Annotated in this window: 17 protein-coding genes; 12 read left to right on the top strand and 5 right to left on the bottom strand. The window is 45.1% G+C overall.

What is annotated here, in order from left to right; genetic code table 11:
* Positions 1–358: 358 nt before the first annotated feature.
* The 3 genes from WC080_03370 to WC080_03360 are packed head-to-tail and all read right to left on the bottom strand — an operon-like array spanning position 359 to position 3326.
* Positions 359–778 carry a type II toxin-antitoxin system death-on-curing family toxin gene (locus tag WC080_03370; protein MFA7244297.1) on the bottom strand — a complete coding sequence of 140 codons (420 nt, stop codon included), beginning with the start codon at positions 776–778 and terminating at the stop codon, positions 359–361.
* Positions 775–1026, bottom strand: coding sequence for a helix-turn-helix domain-containing protein (locus WC080_03365; protein ID MFA7244296.1), 252 nt, complete (start codon positions 1024–1026; stop codon positions 775–777). The genes WC080_03370 and WC080_03365 overlap by 4 nt, the downstream gene beginning before the upstream one ends.
* 50 nt (positions 1027–1076) lie before the next feature.
* Positions 1077–3326: a valine--tRNA ligase gene (locus WC080_03360; protein ID MFA7244295.1), complete on the bottom strand. Its 2250-nt coding sequence runs from the start codon at positions 3324–3326 to the stop codon at positions 1077–1079.
* A 152-nt stretch (positions 3327–3478) separates the two neighbouring features.
* Here WC080_03360 and WC080_03355 point away from each other — a divergent pair, with 152 nt between their 5' ends.
* Positions 3479–3994 carry a hypothetical protein gene (locus tag WC080_03355; protein ID MFA7244294.1) on the top strand — a complete coding sequence of 172 codons (516 nt, stop codon included), beginning with the start codon at positions 3479–3481 and terminating at the stop codon, positions 3992–3994.
* Between the two features lie 61 nt (positions 3995–4055).
* Here the strand turns inward: WC080_03355 and WC080_03350 are convergent, their stop codons facing one another.
* On the bottom strand, positions 4056–5270 hold the full coding sequence (locus tag WC080_03350; GenBank protein MFA7244293.1) for a tRNA (adenosine(37)-N6)-threonylcarbamoyltransferase complex transferase subunit TsaD: 1215 nt from the start codon (positions 5268–5270) through the stop codon (positions 4056–4058).
* A gap of 85 nt (positions 5271–5355) precedes the next feature.
* On the opposite strand from WC080_03350, the gene WC080_03345 reads away from it, so the two are divergent.
* The 6 genes from WC080_03345 to WC080_03320 all read left to right on the top strand — a co-directional run bounded on the left by WC080_03345 (position 5356) and on the right by WC080_03320 (position 9714).
* Positions 5356–5727: a hypothetical protein gene (locus tag WC080_03345; GenBank protein ID MFA7244292.1), complete on the top strand. Its 372-nt coding sequence runs from the start codon at positions 5356–5358 to the stop codon at positions 5725–5727.
* 352 nt (positions 5728–6079) lie between these two features.
* On the top strand, positions 6080–6418 hold the full coding sequence (locus WC080_03340) for a hypothetical protein (GenBank protein ID MFA7244291.1): 339 nt from the start codon (positions 6080–6082) through the stop codon (positions 6416–6418).
* 13 nt (positions 6419–6431) lie between these two features.
* A complete protein-coding gene (locus WC080_03335; protein MFA7244290.1) occupies positions 6432–7346 on the top strand; it encodes a peptidoglycan bridge formation glycyltransferase FemA/FemB family protein in 915 nt (304 codons plus the stop codon).
* A 70-nt stretch (positions 7347–7416) separates the two neighbouring features.
* Complete coding sequence (locus tag WC080_03330) at positions 7417–8745, top strand: UDP-N-acetylmuramoyl-L-alanyl-D-glutamate--2,6-diaminopimelate ligase (protein ID MFA7244289.1); 1329 nt, start codon at positions 7417–7419, stop codon at positions 8743–8745.
* Between the two features lie 89 nt (positions 8746–8834).
* Positions 8835–9329, top strand: coding sequence for a hypothetical protein (locus WC080_03325; GenBank protein MFA7244288.1), 495 nt, complete (start codon positions 8835–8837; stop codon positions 9327–9329).
* Between the two features lie 214 nt (positions 9330–9543).
* A complete protein-coding gene (locus WC080_03320) occupies positions 9544–9714 on the top strand; it encodes a hypothetical protein (protein ID MFA7244287.1) in 171 nt (56 codons plus the stop codon).
* Between the two features lie 27 nt (positions 9715–9741).
* Here the strand turns inward: WC080_03320 and WC080_03315 are convergent, their stop codons facing one another.
* Positions 9742–10803 (bottom strand): tyrosine-type recombinase/integrase, encoded by a 1062-nt coding sequence (locus tag WC080_03315; GenBank protein MFA7244286.1) that lies wholly within the window; start codon positions 10801–10803, stop codon positions 9742–9744.
* 36 nt (positions 10804–10839) lie between these two features.
* Between WC080_03315 and WC080_03310 the strand changes: the two genes are divergently transcribed.
* Genes WC080_03310 through WC080_03290 form a run of 5 tightly spaced genes read left to right on the top strand, consistent with a single transcriptional unit; the run spans position 10840 to position 17517 of the window.
* On the top strand, positions 10840–11406 hold the full coding sequence (locus WC080_03310; GenBank protein MFA7244285.1) for a phosphatase PAP2 family protein: 567 nt from the start codon (positions 10840–10842) through the stop codon (positions 11404–11406).
* Positions 11403–12224 carry an undecaprenyl-diphosphate phosphatase gene (locus tag WC080_03305; GenBank protein MFA7244284.1) on the top strand — a complete coding sequence of 274 codons (822 nt, stop codon included), beginning with the start codon at positions 11403–11405 and terminating at the stop codon, positions 12222–12224. The genes WC080_03310 and WC080_03305 overlap by 4 nt, the downstream gene beginning before the upstream one ends.
* Before the next feature lie 3 nt (positions 12225–12227).
* Positions 12228–12878: a hypothetical protein gene (locus WC080_03300; protein MFA7244283.1), complete on the top strand. Its 651-nt coding sequence runs from the start codon at positions 12228–12230 to the stop codon at positions 12876–12878.
* 16 nt (positions 12879–12894) lie between these two features.
* Positions 12895–14787: a hypothetical protein gene (locus WC080_03295; GenBank protein MFA7244282.1), complete on the top strand. Its 1893-nt coding sequence runs from the start codon at positions 12895–12897 to the stop codon at positions 14785–14787.
* Between the two features lie 15 nt (positions 14788–14802).
* Positions 14803–17517 (top strand): hypothetical protein, encoded by a 2715-nt coding sequence (locus tag WC080_03290; GenBank protein ID MFA7244281.1) that lies wholly within the window; start codon positions 14803–14805, stop codon positions 17515–17517.
* Positions 17518–17548 lie beyond the last annotated feature (31 nt).

The raw sequence follows: 17548 nt of genomic DNA, 5'->3' as shown, positions 1-17548 counted from the left end.
GTTTACCACCTTCTACCATCTCCTTTTCCAGATTGATTTTATTACAGACAAGATTTCAAGGTACGAAAAAACAGCTCTCTCGAGCTGCCAACCTTGATGTCTATGAGATTTTATAAAGTTTTACACAACAAAAAAGCAGCTCGAGAGAAACGGGTAATGATGACGACGCACCTGATTGTTGCTTTTCTTAATCATGATAATTCCAGAGACTAAATTGTTCATACTTTAACAGCTGATAAAATTTTGTCAAGTTTTACGTTTGATATTTCAGGTGTTTTTCAAAATGGAAATAACTAAGATATTATCCATTGTAGAATTGACTAATCTATATGTGCATTTTTTGCACATACTGAAATTTCTATTTATCAACAATATTTTTCTTAAGGAATTTTTCAATTGCGGCAACTACTTCTTCACGAAAAGCAGGCGGAGAGCCGGCTACCCAGACAGCGAGATTGTATAGTTCTTGCGAATCGACGCGGATCCATTTGCCATTTTTCGATAAAAATACGAACAAAGTCGTGATCGCCACCCTTTTATTCCCATTCTGAAACGGGTGGTTTTTAATCATCAGATAAAACAAAGCTGCAGCTTGTGGCACAAGGCCGCGGTAAAGATTTCGCTTATTATAGGTTTGAAATGGTGTAGATAGGCAAGATTCAAGCACATTGGGATAGCGGGTGGAGAAATCAGGAATTGGTTCATTCCAGCGAAGCATTTCTTTTGCCATTCGGTGAGAAATAAGCTCAACCTCGTTTAATGAGATTGGGAATATCATTCCTCCCCCAGTTTTTTAAGCACATCGCCATACTCTTCAAAAACCTTATCTACCGAGTGTTCGATGTTTTTCTTCTCTTTTGGCGTAATTTCTGCAGTCAAAATTCCGAGATCATCTTTTTTGATGATATAATTGCGCCCAATACGAGCGGCTGGGAGTTTGCCCACCTTGATCAAGCGAAAAATCTGGGTTCTGTTCAAACCTGTGATTTTTGCCGCTTCAATTGTCGAAACATAATCGTGTTGCATTTCGATTTTATTGTAACATATGTTACATTAATTTGTCAATGCAACATATGTTACATAGGCCACTTGGAGATCATGATCGATTCGGAAAGTTTTGGATAAATTTCGCGTAGTTCCTGCCAGACAGCTTCGGTGACATAAGGAACGAACGGATGCAGCATCTGTAAAGATTCAGACAGAACTTTGAGCAGGATTTTTTTTGTGTTTTCTGAATGTTCTTCGGTTCTTCGGTTCTTCGGTTCTTCAGTTTGGAGCTGCCCTTTAGCAGCTTCTATGTAGATATCGCAGAAATTGTGCCAGAAATACTCATATAGCCCTTCGCCGGCGCCAGAGAATTTGAACTCCTTGAGGTCTTTTGTCACGCGCTTTTTGATTTCCTCGTGTGCTTCGAGAATTTTTTTGTCGGCGTCGGTTAAAATTGATTGGTCGATATTTAAGTTCTCGATTTTCTCATCTCCAATTTCTCCCGAGGCCAGATCACCTTCGGAAACTCGAAGAGAAACGAAGCGCGAGGCATTCCAGATTTTGTTCGAGAAATTGCGATAATTCTTAAGCTTGTGCTCACCCACAGGAATATCAAGCCCGGGGGTAGTGCCGACCACAAGACCCATCCGGACAGCATCTGTGCCGTATTTATCGATCATATCGAGCGGATCGAGCGCATTGCCGAGAGACTTGGACATCTTTCTATTTTTCTCATCGCGAACCAAGCCGTGGAGGTAAATATTCTCAAATGGAATCGAATCAGTAAGCTCAAGTCCCATCATTACCATTCGGGCGACCCAGAAAAAGAGAATGTCATATCCGGTTTCGAGAACGGTTGCCGGATAGAAATACTGCAGATCTTTGGTTTTCTCTGGCCAACCAAGTGAAGAAAACGGCCAAAGCGCCGAGGAAAACCAGGTATCGAGCACATCTTCGTCTTGAATCCAACTCTCAATATCAGCTGGCGGTTCTTTTCCGACATAGATGTCTTCGGGTTTGAGATTTGAGGTTTGAGGTTTGAGATTTTCCTGTTTGCGATACCAAACCGGGATTCTGTGTCCCCACCAAAGCTGGCGGGAGATGCACCAGTCGCGGATATTGTCCATCCACTGATTGTAATTCTTCTCAAATCTTTTCGGGATAATTTTGATAGCGCCGGAGGTTACGGCCGCTTTAGCTTTTTCTGCCAGTGGGCGCATACTCACAAACCACTGTAGAGACGGAATCGGCTCTATAGCCGTGTTGCAGCGGTAGCAGACGCTCAAATTATTTGTGATCGGCTCCTCTTTTTCCAGGAGTGTTTCGCCTTTCAGATATTCAACTAGTTTTTCTCGGGCTTCGAGCACCTTCATTCCCTCGTATTTGCCGGCCTCGGCGGTCATTTTTGCTCGTTCGTCGATGACTTTGACAATCGGAAGATCATTAACTTCACCGATTTTCCAGTCGATAGCCGAGTGTGCAGGCGTAATTCCGACTGCGCCGGTACCGAATTTCATATCAATAGAGCGATCGGCAACAATTTTGATCTTGCGCTTAACGCCATCGATATCAACATCGAATTCTTTGCCAATGTACTGCTCATAACGCTTGTCGGTTGGATTGACCGCCACAGCCGTATCTCCAAGTTTGGTTTCTGGCCGGGTAGTTGCTATGGTGATCGGAAAGTTTTTGTCGTATTTGAAATAGTACAATTTTGCGGTTTGTTCTTCGTGCTCCATCTCGTCATCCGCGATCGCCGTGCCGCATTTCGGGCACCAATTGACGATATATTCGCCGCGGTAGATCAATCCCTTCTCGTATAGGTGGACAAATGCCTCTTTCACAGCTTTGGATAAACCTTCGTCGAGGGTAAAACGCTCGCGCGACCAGTCGCAGGAAGCACCCATTCGTTTGAGTTGTGAGGTGATAATACCGCCGTATTCTTCTTTCCACTTCCAAACTTCTTCGACAAATTTCTCACGGCCAATTTCGTGGCGCTTAATTCCCTTTTTTTGTAAGGCTTTGTCCACGACCGTCTGCGTAGCGATACCGGCGTGATCGGTGCCGGGGATCCAAAGCGTGGGCTCGCCAAGCATGCGATGGAAGCGGATCATGACATCCTGAATTGTGATGAATAACGAATGGCCGATGTGAAGCTTGCCGGTGACATTCGGCGGCGGAATTGGGATGACGAATGGTTTGCCTTCGAGCGCCCGATCATATTTTGGATTTTCGGGCATGTTCAATTCAGGCTTGAAATAGCCGGATTTTTCCCAGTTTTGGTATAAATCCTCTTCAAACTTCTTCGAGTCCCAGGTTTTGGCGAATTCTTTTGACATAACTTCCGAAATTAACCAGTTTCGTGCTTAAGAATAACACAAAAAGAGGCTGAATCCAATAAAAACGCACCAGATGAACAATTATTCGTATTTACGATTGACAATTTGTTTATTTTATGATATAAAATGCTCGAGCAGGACGGAACAAACCCATGGAGGTAATGCTTGTGATAAACCAAGCCACATTGCTCATCGTGGCCGGCAACCCCGGCCATGGGCGCCTTCTCGCAAAGGCACTTGAGGACGCGCCGTTCACTCCGGTCCGCCTGGCGCCGCGCCATGTTCCGGGGAACATTCCCAACTTTGTGATGGCCCGCGACGTCCGCGTCGCCGAGCTCTACTACGTCACCGAGAGGAACGTTGCTCGGACCCACATCGACATGATGGCCACGCTCGCCACTGGCGGCTATGTGGTCATCTCATCCAAGCAGTTCGGGGATGTCACTTCCGGCGGCCCGTTAACCATCGAGGACTTCCTAGCAGGAGCGCCCTTCGAGGCCACAGAGCGGGCAACCGGCGTTCCGGAAGCGGAGCTGCAGTCGCGGATAATGGTCCCCAGCGACCAGATCCTGCGGCCTGAGGACTTCGACAACGGGGCCAGAGAGGCCTACGACCAGGTCGCGACCTGGCTTTCCGGCTTCGACACGACCCTGCGGTTGGTCGCCTAGTAGCGGCCACCACCAAGAACAAAGCGCGCCACCCCAGAACATCGGGGTGGCGTTCGCCGTTTTAGAGCTTAAAATTTGAATCGACTTCGATCTCGTCCCACCCTTTTACATCTCCCCTCGATATATGATAGTAAGCTGCAAGACCGATCATCGCCGCATTGTCACCTGTCATATCCCGCGGAGGCATATAAAAATTAATCTGATCTCTTTTCTTTAAAGTCTGATTGTATTCATTAACCTTCCGTTGAAGTTCGGCTTGCAGATAGCTGTTGGCCGCTACTCCTCCGGCAAGAATCAAACCTTTTGGTTTGAATTTATCAATCGCTCTCATTGTTTTTGTCGTAAGCACATCGGTAAGCGAATCTTCAAATGCCGCACAGATTTCACTAGTCGGTAGTTCGTAGTCCTTAGTCCTTAGTTTGACCACCTCCGTCAAAACCGCGGTTTTTAATCCGGAAAATGAGAAATTGAATGTGCCGTCATTCAGAATCGGACGGGGAAATACAATCTCGTTGTTAAATTGTTTCATTGTTAAATTGCTATTTTTTTCTTTATTATTTTTGATCTTTCCGACCTCGGATCGTGCCTCGGCCGAGACGGGTGATCTTTGATTTTTGACTTTGTTTCTTAACTCGTCCGCGAGTTTAGAAACCACCGGTCCTCCTGGATAACCAAGATCGAGAAGTTTCGCAACCTTGTCGAAAGCTTCTCCCGCCGCATCATCTAAAGTCTGACCCAAATTTTCATAGATTCCGTGATCTTTCATCAAAGTTAACGAGCTATGGCCGCCAGACACAGTCAATGCTAGAATTGGAAATTGGAAATTGGGAATTGGAAATTGCTCCGCGAATGCGGAGTACACATGTCCTTCTATATGATTGATTGGAATGATTGGCAAATCCAGCGAATAAGCCAGCGATTTTGCCGTGTTGAACCCAACCAAGAGTGAGCCGATCAGCCCTGGCCCAGCAGTTACGGCAATATGGGTGATATCCGACAGACCAGTTTGTAGGTTGTAGTCCGTAGTCCGTAGTTTTTCTGGATTTTTGAGTTTTGCCTGTACAAGCGCCTCACTTACGACAGGCAATATCGCCTCCATATGCGCTCTCGATGCAACTTCCGGCACTACTCCGCCGGTCTTAGCATGAAGATCAATTTGTGAAGAAACAATGTTCGATAGTATTTCTGGTTTATTTCGATTTTCAGAAATCACAGCAGCAGCCGTCTCATCACAGCTTGTTTCGATTGCTAAAATTTTTAGGTTTTTCTTTGTCATTTAACTGAAAAATTCTAGCACAAAACCAAACTTTTTACCACTCGGAAAATTGTTGGGTTGACTCAATCAATTATCTAAAACCATAATGCAGAGGATTGGAATTCTGTCGAAGAAGGAGGTTATCACCTTGCACCTCATGGTGCTAAAGCGAAGGAGCTGTCTGTCTTCCAAAGAGCGACGCCTAATCGCAACCATGTTGGCAGATGTGGACAGAATCACAGGCAATGGCGGTTACAATCTGGAGCCATGCGGGATCGTCAAAGTCACCACCTATAACAGGGATGGTAAGGAAACGCCCCGCTACTTCAGAAACGGAACCATCATTTCCTGGGATGGAATTCCACGCGACCCGATGACGACGACCAAGTTGGCAGGGGCTATTCGCCCGCTCGTCCACGCAGGCCTCCTGGGCTGTGTAGACTGGGCAACTTCGCCTCGAAGCGACCGCGCACCGTAGGCAACACGCCTGCGGTGTTGCTGTTTACTCTGCATATTTTTTTGATATATTAACAATGAGTTGGACTGAAATACTGCCACGAGGTGAAAGGCATGCCCATCAACGCGCGCGTGAGAATCAGGCAGAAAGACGGCAAGTACACTGGTGGTACTCTCATCGAATACAAAGGCGGCAAAGCTGTCGTCCGCGCCGCTCTCGATGGCGGTACACTGAGACGGCACGAAGTGCCGCGCAACAGCATCGAGATGGTCCCGCAAGTCGCACCCCCACCTACACGCTAGGTGGGGGCTTAATTTTTTATATGCCAAATTATCTAATGCAGAGCTTGACATTATAGTAATTTTACACTAGCTTGGAATCACAGAACTTCTGGAGGAGTGGTGGACATGATAAAGACAGCAAATCAGAGATTGGGATGTACGCTTGGTTTGGTGGTCGGAGCCCATTCCGATTTACCCAAGCCAGGTATGACGGAGCGCGTTATGTGGCGCATCCGTCACCACGAAGCGATGTCGAAGATACATGGACAGAGCTACCGCCTGACGGCAATGAAGGCAATCCATGGCCATCGCAAGGAGCCTCCCCGGGGATGCGATATTCTCTCAGGATAGCCGCAACCCGCACCGCCTCCGACCCAGTCCCACCGGGTCAGGAGGCCCTCTTTTTTATTGGCAGCAAGAGGCAAGAGTGATAATATTTAGGTAATGAGTTCTATATTTCAATCTCCCGAATGGGAGAAATTTAAACTCGCTACAGGCTATTCGAAATCCTTTCGCGTCGAGGATATTTTGGTGCTCAAAAAAGACCTGCCAATGGGAAGGTCGATGTTATACTCGCCGATGGCGAGTCAAGATCAAATTTCAAATGTCAAAAACCAAAGCTACTGGAACCAAACCTTTCAAATAGCAAAAGAGGAAAATGCAATTTTCTACCGGATTGAATTCGATATCCCCACAGACTATGAACTACAGACTACAGACTATGGACTAATTAAATCTTTCGAGGAGATGCAGCCGGAACACACCCTAGTTCTTGACCTCTCCAAATCGAATGATGACCTTCTTGGTGAGATGAAACAGAAAGGCCGCTATAACATCAAGGTTGCCGAAAAAAATAATATTCTGGTGAGAAAAACAAGAGATGCCAGTAATTTTTACAAGCTCTACGAGAAGACAGGCAAGAGACATGGAATTACATTTAGAGGTGAGGAATATTTTCAGAAGTTGCTTGACTTTCTTGAACCCAAGGGATATTGTGAGTTGTTCGAAGCTTATGCCGAAATTGAAGGTGAGGAAGTCGTCTTAGCAGCGGCAATCTGCAGCATTTATCAGGGCTCAGCAATCTATCTTTTTGGTGCCTCAAGTGACGAATTCAAGAACCTAATGGCGCCATACAAATTACAATGGGAAATGATTCAAAATGCCATAAGCCGCGGCTGCAAAATATACGACTTCTTCGGAATTGCGCCGGATGACAACCCGCGCCACTTATGGGCAGGAGTTACCAGATTCAAAAAGCAGTTCGGTGGAGATGAAGTTAAAATTATGGGCAGTTACGACAAGGTTTATAAACCATTCGAATACCAATTATTTAAAATTGCGGAAAAAATCCGAAGATAAATTGTTAAATGGTTAAATTGTCAAATTGTTGTGTAAGCAATTTAGCAATACAGCAATTTAGCAATAAAATATGAAACGACTAATATCTAAAATTTTATCGCAGAAAACGAAAAACAAGCTCCACAGAGCTGAGGCTTCATGGGCCGGTTTTAAATATGGCCACCCGGCGAAAAAACTCAAAGTAATCGGCGTTACCGGTACCAAAGGGAAAACCACCGTTTGTAATATGATCGCTTCTGTTCTCGATGCCAATGGCATCAAAAACGCGATGGAAACAACCATCAATACGAAAATAAACGACGAAATAACCGCGCACAAAACCAAAGATCGATGGGTAACAACTCCTCCCTCCGATGTGATTCAAAGATTTTTGAAAAGAGCGGTGGCCAATAAGTGTGAATATGCAATTTTAGAGGTGACTTCACAAGCGATCGACCAAAACAGGATTTATGGAATCGATTTCGATGTGTTGGTTTACACCAACCTTTCGCACGAGCACATGGAGTATCACAAAACCAAAGAGAACTATCTGAACGCCAAACTTAAACTTTTCCGCGATCACCCAAAAGCAAAATTTATTATCAATAGTGATGACGCAGAATGGAATAAATTCTACTCTCTCCCAGCCTCCGAAAAATTTTTGTACTCAGTTAAGAAGCAGGTTGATCACGGAGCGGTTGCAAGAAAAATATTGACCTCTCCCGAGAGCGTTACTTTCACTGCCGCATACGACAATGGCCAGTCCACAATCAACTTGAAAATGCCAGGAATTTTTAACGTTCTAAATGCTTTAGCCGCATTTTCTGTCGGTCTTGCCTTGGGACTCGATACAGAAAAGACTAGGATGGGACTTGAGAATATGTCCGGAGTTACCGGGAGAATGGAATCGATTAAAGTAAGTAAAAAACAAGACTTTACCGTAATCGTGGACTATGCCCACAACGCCGATTCCCTGAAAAATGTTTATGAAACAGTGACTGATAGCATACAAAAAACTGGTGGGCGATTGATCGCCGTGCTTGGTGCCACCGGCCATAGAGACAAGACTAAGCGCCCGATCATGGGCGCGCTTGCCGGACACTATGCTGATCTGGTGATTTTTACCGACGAAGATCCGTATGACGAGAATCCTGCCGATATTATCGAGCAGGTTTCAGAGGGTATTTTCCGCGGCGGCAAGAAACATCAGTGGCGGTTGAATCGAAATTATTGGAAAGTCCTCGATCGAAAACAAGCTATTCACAAAGCGATAAAGGAAGCAAAAAAAAATGATGTTGTTGTCGTTACTGGAAAAGGAGCAGAAGAAGTGATGGCAGTCGGCTTACATGAGTTCGTTCCCTACTCCGACCGCAAGGTCGTACGTGAGGAACTTATCCGTTTGTTTGGAGAAGACAGGTGACACAGCGGTAACACCCTGGATTTCTAGTTGTTGCTCGTTGTGTTTTTTGTTTCTGCGAACAAACAAGCCCGTCCCTCAGGAGGTCGAAATTGTTGCCACAAAAATCGTCGAGTGGGTTGCTTGTCGGAACGTTCACAGCAATATTCACGATCGGGACACTCAACTCGATCGGGATTCTTGCCTACTTCGCAATGATCGTTTTTGCCCTTGCCTGCGCAGCAGCCATATTTGTTGTCCTTCGGACAAATTGGCCACTGGCACTCTCGCAACTTCTGAAGCGAATTCCGAAATTGAGGAAAGGAGCGACCATGGGCAGTAGCCGTGGTATCGACAATAGCAGGGAACAGAGCAGGGAGATGTCGGCTAAGGCAATGCTGTGGTGTATCGGGGCCCTGGTGATCACTCTGGGCCTGGCAGGGAACTACAGAGTTACCTTGGCTATTCTGGCTGGGCTGGCGATCGTTGTCCTTGCTTGTCGCAAACGAACAAGACGAGCTGATCCGCCGACGCCCGCCGGACAGCCGCACATCCAGCCGGAGGAGCCTCCGGAGCTGGGTAAACACTGGAACGGGGGTGCCGGATAACCCCCAACCAACCGCCAAGCTCAAGACTGGGCCACAACGGAATAGACGAGAGCTGTACCCCGTGTCACTGGTTGACACGGGGTGTCGTTTTTGTTATAATGATCTAATCCCTTCGGAAACTGAAGAACCGAAGGACTGAAGAACCGAAACATAAAATTGTTCTTCCGTTCATAAGTTCTTATGTTCATAAGTAATTGCCGAAGGCAAAACAAAAATGAAACTCAAAGTAAATAAAATTGAAGATACAAAAACAAAAATTCCTGTGAATTCGAATTTTCATCGTATCGAGCAGATCAAAACAGAAATCGCCAACTGCCCCAAAGAGGTGGCGATTTGCCAGGTAGAAGTATTCGATATGTGGAATGATATACCAGATAACAATTAATCAATATTGGATATTAAAAAATTCGGTTTAACCCGAATTTTTTTGTTCCTCATCTACTTCTATACGAGATCGATCGTGGAATTTCTGGTGTATCTCCCTCAGGTGTTTGTCGGTGACGTGAGTATAGACTTGAGTCGTGGAAATATTAGAATGCCCTAAAAGCGATTGAACGCTACGAATGTCAGCACCAGCACCGAGCAAGTCAGTTGCGAAAGTGTGGCGAAGAGTGTGGGGCGTGACTGTTTTAGTAATTCCGGCAACTTTGGCATATTTCTGTACCAGGCGCTCCACTGCTCTGGGTTTGATTGGATTCTTGCGATTTGAAAGAAAAACTGGATCATCTTTATAAGTTTCTGAAATAAAATATTGCAATTGACTTGAGCTGTCGTCAGCGATAATTTTCAAAACTTTGCGGTTTACAAGATAGTCGGCCAAATATTTGAGCGTAACATCTGACAAGAATACTACTCTCAGTTTTTTCCCTTTTCCCAGAACAGCAATTTCTCCTTTGTCAAAATTCATCTGCCCCAGCTTGAGGCCGCAAAGCTCAGAAACGCGCAAACCGGTCGAAAACAAAAGCTCAAGCATTGATTTATCACGTAGGCCATTCAAATTCGCGGTATTCGGGGCATCAAGCAGGCGCAGATATTCCTCCTTGTTCAGAAAACTCACTTCCCGATCTCCGGTTTTGGCCAATGTCAATTTTTCCGGCGAAATTACCTTCTCACCGGAAAAGGAAAGGTAGCGCAAAAATGCCCTCAAGGCCAAAATATGGTGATTCTGTGTCGTTGCCTTAAGTTCTCTGCCATCCGCCCCCTGCAAACGATTGATGTATAGACGATATTTGCGAATAATCTCCTGGTCAATATCAGAAGTCCGTAGTCTGTAGTCTGTAGTCTGTAGTGCACTCCCTTTGTTTTGGCTTTTGCCCGCCGGTTGGCGGATTGAGTTTTGAGTTTTCTCGGTTTTTAGCCAAGTTAAAAAACGAGACAGGTATCTGTCATAATTTTCAATCGTCAAAAGAGATTGGCCCTTTTCAATCTCGCAGTATTCTAAAAATTCTCGCTTCAACCTAAAAAGGTCTTTCATAGCCACCATTATACCATCTGTGCTAGAATGAATTTAATGCAGAATTTATTTGATGCAATCAGACATTACGATTTTACGTTATACCTTTATTTCCATAGGGCAAATTTGAACTACCCCGCACTTGGCCTTTTGTTCTATTTTTTTGCTGCTTACGGGGTAATAATCTCGGTCCTCTCAACAATATATTTAATCTGGCAAAGAAGGATCAATGCTCTGATAGGCGCCGCTCTAGCAACAGGGGTGGCCTTGATTACGGACATTATTATTTCAATATTCTGGAGCCGTCCCCGTCCGTTTATCTCTCATCCCGAGCTTGTTTTCCCTGAAAATGTAAATATTAGCATTCATACCTCATCTTTTTCGTCTTCTCACACCTATATTGCCTTTGCAATTGCAACGGCAATATTTTTGTATGGACACAAGAAACTGGGAGTATTTTTATTTGCCGTTGCAATTTTGGTTGCAATTTCCCGAATTGGCGTAGGGCTACATTATCCCTCCGATGTTATAGGGGGAGCACTTCTCGGAATAGCATCGGGCATTTTTTCATTTCTTTTTGTGCATAAATCTCAAAAATATTGGAAACTGGAGGACGTTTCATGAGCATAATTCAGCCTGCAATCCTTGGAATTATTCAAGGAATCACCGAGTTTTTACCGATTTCCTCGTCCGCGCACCTTGTTCTTACGCCATGGCTTTTTCACTGGCAAGATTTCGGATTAACATTTGACGTCGCGCTGCATTTCGGCACACTCCTCGCTATCATCGCCTTTTTTTGGAAAGACTGGGTGAATATTTTCCGATCGGCATTCTCAAGTAAGAGCGGGTCGGAAAAAGCTGACAGCTTACAGCTAACAGCTAGCAGCTATCCAAAGAATCTTCTTTGGATCATCATTGTTGCCACAATTCCGGGATCTATTGCCGGAGTGCTTTTGGAAAAAAATGCCGAAACGATTTTTCGTAATCCGCTTCTTGTTGCTATCAATCTAGCCGTCTTTGGTATTATTATTTGGATGATTGATCGATATGCAAAAAGAAGCTATCAGCTAAAAGCTGTAAACTATAAGCTCGGATTACTAGTTGGTTTGGCCCAAATGTTGGCGATTGTACCCGGAGTATCACGAGCCGGATCAACGATGGCCGCAGGAAGGGCAATAGGCTTGACCAGGCCAGATAGCGCCAGATTTTCATTCCTTCTGGCCGCCCCAATCATGCTAGGAACCTCGCTATTTAAATTTCGCCACATTGATGCCGGGATGTTGGATGCCGGATTTTTTGTCGGAATTTTAACTTCAGCAATATTTGGTTTTATTGCAATAAAATATCTGTTACAATATTTGCAAAAGGGAAATTACGCCATATTTACTTGGTATAGGGTTATCGTGGCGCTGGTTGTCGTTATAGTTTATTTTGTGAGATAATTCTTGAAAAAGGTAGCCACCCGTAAACCTCCGCATAATTTCGGGGAGAAATCATGGAAAAAAGCAGCTTTGTGGTCAGTTATAGGCTTGTTGCTGATTGTTATTTTGTATTTCGCCTTAAGCCCCGCCAGAGTTTCGGGTACAAATAAATATATAACTTCGGGCGATGATTTTTTGAAAAATCGCAAATTTATATCTGCATTAGTCGAATACCGCAAAGCAGCGTTCCTGGCAGGTAGCAGCAAGGCTAACGAACGGACAATTATAGCCAGGGAAAGCGAAAAGGACATTACAAAACTAGAGCCATTTTTCAGAGAGATTAATGACATAGATGCGCTGAACGATCTCTCAGAAGCCAACAAGGTTCCGCAAAATGAATCGGAAGCTGTAAAAGATGCTAAAGCCTACATTGAAAACGGCCGACCCGACCTGGCAATACTCGTTGCGACCACCGCAACCGAAATGGACGAAAATTACGCTGATGCGTGGATATATCTGGGGCTTGCAAATTATTATATGATGAAGGACGCAGAGATATCGGGTGAATCAAGAGAATTTTACAGGGGGAAAGCAGAAGAATCCTGGCAAAAAGCAAGATTAGCCGAGCCGACCAATGAAAATGTTACAAAATATCTAGACGAGCTGAACAAATAGTGTATTCGGAGGGGATGTGATTAAAAAAATTTATTCTTTGGCCTTATCTGTTTTGCTGCTATCAGCAAACTTATTTGGGTTGTTTACATACACAACTCCCCGCGCGCGCGCAGCCATGATTCCCACACCAGGCCAAAAATATGATTATTACTTCGACGTTTCCTCCACAACTATTACAGAAAAATTGGGGGCAACAGAAACGGGCCACAAATTTTCATCTCCCCAAAAGATTTCTGGTGAGCTATGGAAGGCAGGTAAACCATTTAATGGTTTACCACCTGTTGTTGCAACCGTAGGGGGTATCACCGATGACGAAGGCATCTTGATGTATCAGATGCAAGGACAAGCAGGATTCTACCTGGGGGTTCGTTTTAAAAATGCCGAAACCCTGGGGTTGTACAAAAAGGAAAGCCTTCAGGGTAAGGATTTTTACCTCTGGTTACACAGGGGGACTGATAATAAAACGTATGAGGTACTTCCGAGTACCATGGGCACTTCATCAAAAGAGCTCCCTACTCTTGATCAAAGCATGAAAGATTATATCTTTTATATGAACGGTGGAGTTGGTGCTGAAAATAGCAATGTGGCTGGAATTTTCCAAAAAGTTAACAATTTTTATACCCAAAAAATCCCCAATGGTACTAAAATCTGTGGAACTGCAGCGATTGATTTTTCGAAATCAGTTTATTGGGACAAACTTTCTGAGAATGATAAAAAACTGGCTCCAAAAGACAAGGTCCAATGGCCGGGGGATTTTATGGACGCCGGTGCCACAAGGACACTAGATGTGCCAGTTTACATCCAATTCAAAATTGCAACTGATACATATGTAAATGCCTCGATGGGAAATATTTCCAAAGGATATGTTTTGATTTCAAATGAGGGAACACCCAGTGGTCAGTGGTCCGCAGATCTCTCTGGCCTTCCGGCCGGAACTTATAAAATTATGCCGGAATTTTTCTTAAAAAATGACAACCCTGACCAGCCGAACAGTGTCACCCGACCCGATACTCCCACACAAGGAGGTTTCAAAGATTGGTCAGAGGCAAGACAAGCCACAGAAAACAATATGGAAATTTTTATGAACCAGAATTATGAAGTTACGATTGGAGCTGACGGAAGTATTAGCGACCCGGCAGCAAAAAATTGCAGTTTACAGCTAGTTATGGGCCCAAGGGGTTTCTGGGATGCTGGAAGATTAAATTCGACCAATGACGGAAAAACTGAATGCGACGTGTCGGACCAATCATATATTGTAAATATGATCGCTAGTGCATTTTGCGGCCTGACAATAATACTAAACAATTGGGCAAACGCGTTTTATTGTTGGTCACTTGGAATAATGGAAAAATCGCTTGGAGTCACTGACGAGGCAACGGGATCAGCCTCGGCAAACAAAACTGATGTCTGCGCCAAGGCCAGTGAGCCACAAAGCTCTCCTGCCAGCTCTGAAGCCTCCGGAACTGGAACGGATTCCACTAGTGGTACACCTAGCGGTGGTACAACCGATAGCGGAACCGCCGCAGGCGGAACAGGAGGCGGAGGAAGCTCTTATGCCTACGTATTACGAGCAAAAATTCAATTTAGAAATGTTGCGAAGTACTCTGCACTGAAGACTGCAGCACAGACTCAACGGGGCAGTGTTTGGGCAAAGATCGGACCCTTAGACCAAGCCAAAAATTGGATACCAAATAGCCAACATAACTCATCGGCCACTATTACCTTTGAGGGCTGGGATGACTTAACTTCTACGCTGACTGCAACTTTTAAAGCCGCGAATCTTGTCCCCTCGATTTACTCTTCCCAGGCCATCTTAGCGGGAACAGGAGCGAACAATTATCTTTTGTTTTCAGAAGTTTATAATAACATGGTTAATTCCGGAAAATATGAAAATTTGGCTAGCAACTAAATAGGCAAGAATCAAATGAGTGCAAAATCGCAAAAATTTTATCGAATCGTGGCTATGGCAAACTTGATCATCCTGATTCTTTTTGTGATAACGCTTGCTTTTCCAGCTCATGCTCACGCTGAGTTACTCTACCAGGTACTTCAAGGCACAACCGGTCCTTCGGCAACAATCAAAGAGGTCTGGGAATCTATCCGCAGCATGGTAAATTATGTTGTGATTGCCGCTCTTATCTTTATCGCATTTGCCAACATTTTACAGCTAAACATAAATACATACGGGATCAAAAAATTCTTGCCCGCACTGGTGATGGCTGTTGTTCTTGCAAACTTCAGTTACTTGATTTGCCGCTTTATTGTCGACTTGTCGAGCGCAGCGATGAGCATGCTGATAAATTCTCCTGCAGGTGGAGCTGGAATAGGTAATAATGATTATGGAATTTCTGGGGCATTCCTTACTAATTTCGATAAAAGCACCCTGGTAACAAATGGGGCACTCAATTGGAAACAAATAGGCCTTTTTCTTGTCTTGACCTTGGTTGAATTCGCTGGTGCGATAATGGTGCTGGTTCTGGCATTTTTCTTTTTCGTTAGAAATTATGTTCTATATTTCTTAGTTGCACTGGCACCGCTCGCATTTATGGCCAGCGTCTTAACCCTCTCTAAGTCCGTTTTTAATCAATGGTGGCAAATGTTCTGGAAATGGACATTTATGCCGGTTGTGTCCCTCTTCTGGCTTTGGGTGGGCGGCAGATGGCTAGCTCCTTTAACGGACGGAGACCCAGGCCTTTCGTTTTTATCTATCCTCTTTGCAGGCGTATGTTTTTATCTTGCCATCACCACTCCACAAATGATGGGTAAAGGCGTGATGACAGCATGGAACAACCTTGGCAAATGGGGATGGAATAAGACAGGCGGTCGGGCTGCCAAATACGCCGGTGATTTTGCGAAGGAAAAATATGACAATGTCAAAACCAGAGCCCAGAACAGGATGATCGGATATCATGATAAAAAAGGAGATTTTCAGCTGACTCGTTTGGGTAAGATGATGATGAATAGAAAAGCCGCTAAGCAAATTCCGCAGGACGTGAGAGCTAAGTACGAGAAAGAGGCACTCAACCAGAGGTACTTTGATCTTATGATGAGCGGAAAATTGCCAAAGGGAGCCCAGGGTCGAGTAAGGGCCGCATTAAGGGCTGATTCTCTCGATGAACAAAAAACCTGGCAATATGAAGAAGTTTCTAAGTTGGCCGGAGCGATGGAGATCGATCCTGAAACAGGCGAAGTTGCAACTCCAGGAAAAAACGGAAAATTATTTAGAGACAAAAAGATGAGTTGGGCGCAATCAAGGGAATATATGGCGAAGTATAAGGAACTTACCAGAAGGGCTGGAAATTCCAGTGCCGACGGACATGATGAAGCCTTGAAATTTTTTAATGGGGAAAGTATTGATGCTGTAAGTAAAGAAAAAGGGAGATTCCGAACCGACGAGTCCAGAGATCCTACAACCGGAGCTTTGCGAAAAAGAAACAGAAACATGGATGCTTCCGGATTTTCTTCTCCTGTTGGTGAAGAAATTGAGGCAGCTGCCCAAGCTACTACAGAAGCTGCATCTATCAGCGGTGCAAGCCAGGGAATTAGGGCTCTTGCTGGTGCACAGGCTGATCAGGTCTCTCGTGCCGCAATGCACAGCAATGAAAATTTTGACCAACTGGCTCAAAGATTGGGTGGTGATGTTGCTGCAATGAGTCCTGGAGCGCAACAAGAACTCCGAAAACACTTTGAAGATGTTAGGAAGGCTCGTGATTCCATGGTTAACGAAGAGGTTGAAGCAGGAGCCCAACAAATCGAAGACCAAATTGCAGGTTTGAGGCTAATCCGTGGCCAAATGAGCGGTGTTTCCCCACAAGGTCTAGGGTCTAAGCTGGCATTGATTTCTCAGGATGCTGCCGCAGGCGCAAGCAAGCTTCAGGCTGGTGATATTGAAGAGGCGGCCAAAATTGCTAGTAAGATGGGAGTACCCAAAATTAGCACGAGCGATCCCGCCGCCAAACAAAAGTTAGCTTCAACGTTTCAACAGGTTCAGCAGGCAGCCGTAAACGCAAGATCAATGGCTGCTTCCGGACAACTGACTTCAACAGAAGGGCGAGCCTGGTCAGACTCTCTTAAACAATTTCAGACTTCCAAACAGACCGAACTAAGAACTGCTGCCGAAGCTACTGCCTCCGCCAGATTATCGATGCAGAGCATGGCCGACCAAACCAAGCAATTAGCTTCTCAATTTGAGAATATTTCGGTTGGCGATGGCTTTGCCGAAGGTTCCGATCATATCGAAGCGTTGACCCAACATGTGAACCAGGTTGCACAAGCCACCGCTGCAGCTCGAGGAGGAGCAGCTGTTTCGTACTCACCGATGCAGGCAAGTTCCATCCTGGGAAGCGTTGCCGCTGCTTCGGGGGTTTCCGGCGGGGATTCGCTCGCATCAACACTAATGAGTGAAAGATTCCAAAAATCTCTTGCTCGCGAAATCGGCAGCGCCACAGCAAAAGCATCTTCACGCGTATCACCTGCAAGGGCCGTTGATGCGGTTCGGCCAAACCCAGTTCAGAACACAACTGTGATCAACAACAATACTACCGTAGAGGCGCCGTCTACCCCACGCCCTGAGACCCATTCAACACCGACTCCCCCTCCGACTCCCCCCGCAGAACCACCAAGCGCAAATCCCGAATAAGATAATTTGACGATAAAAAAGAAAGGCTGTC

Source organism: Patescibacteria group bacterium (genome assembly GCA_041674405.1).
Taxonomy (GTDB): Bacteria; Patescibacteriota; UBA1384; order XYA2-FULL-43-10; family XYA2-FULL-43-10; genus JBAYVT01.
This window is presented reverse-complemented; position numbering and strand designations above follow the sequence as displayed.

Bases quoted from the DNA above. Each gene is read 5' to 3' on its own strand.
- WC080_03310 (MFA7244285.1), top strand. From the start codon at position 10,840: ATGCAGAATTTATTTGATGCAATCAGACATTACGATTTTACGTTATAC.
- WC080_03315 (MFA7244286.1), bottom strand. From the start codon at position 10,803: ATGAAAGACCTTTTTAGGTTGAAGCGAGAATTTTTAGAATACTGCGAG.
- WC080_03330 (MFA7244289.1), top strand. From the start codon at position 7,417: ATGAAACGACTAATATCTAAAATTTTATCGCAGAAAACGAAAAACAAG.
- WC080_03290 (MFA7244281.1), top strand. From the start codon at position 14,803: ATGAGTGCAAAATCGCAAAAATTTTATCGAATCGTGGCTATGGCAAAC.
- WC080_03365 (MFA7244296.1), bottom strand. From the start codon at position 1,026: ATGCAACACGATTATGTTTCGACAATTGAAGCGGCAAAAATCACAGGT.
- WC080_03370 (MFA7244297.1), bottom strand. From the start codon at position 778: ATGATATTCCCAATCTCATTAAACGAGGTTGAGCTTATTTCTCACCGA.
- WC080_03355 (MFA7244294.1), top strand. From the start codon at position 3,479: ATGGAGGTAATGCTTGTGATAAACCAAGCCACATTGCTCATCGTGGCC.
- WC080_03320 (MFA7244287.1), top strand. From the start codon at position 9,544: ATGAAACTCAAAGTAAATAAAATTGAAGATACAAAAACAAAAATTCCT.
- WC080_03345 (MFA7244292.1), top strand. From the start codon at position 5,356: ATGCAGAGGATTGGAATTCTGTCGAAGAAGGAGGTTATCACCTTGCAC.
- WC080_03360 (MFA7244295.1), bottom strand. From the start codon at position 3,326: ATGTCAAAAGAATTCGCCAAAACCTGGGACTCGAAGAAGTTTGAAGAG.
- WC080_03335 (MFA7244290.1), top strand. From the start codon at position 6,432: ATGAGTTCTATATTTCAATCTCCCGAATGGGAGAAATTTAAACTCGCT.
- WC080_03305 (MFA7244284.1), top strand. From the start codon at position 11,403: ATGAGCATAATTCAGCCTGCAATCCTTGGAATTATTCAAGGAATCACC.
- WC080_03350 (MFA7244293.1), bottom strand. From the start codon at position 5,270: ATGACAAAGAAAAACCTAAAAATTTTAGCAATCGAAACAAGCTGTGAT.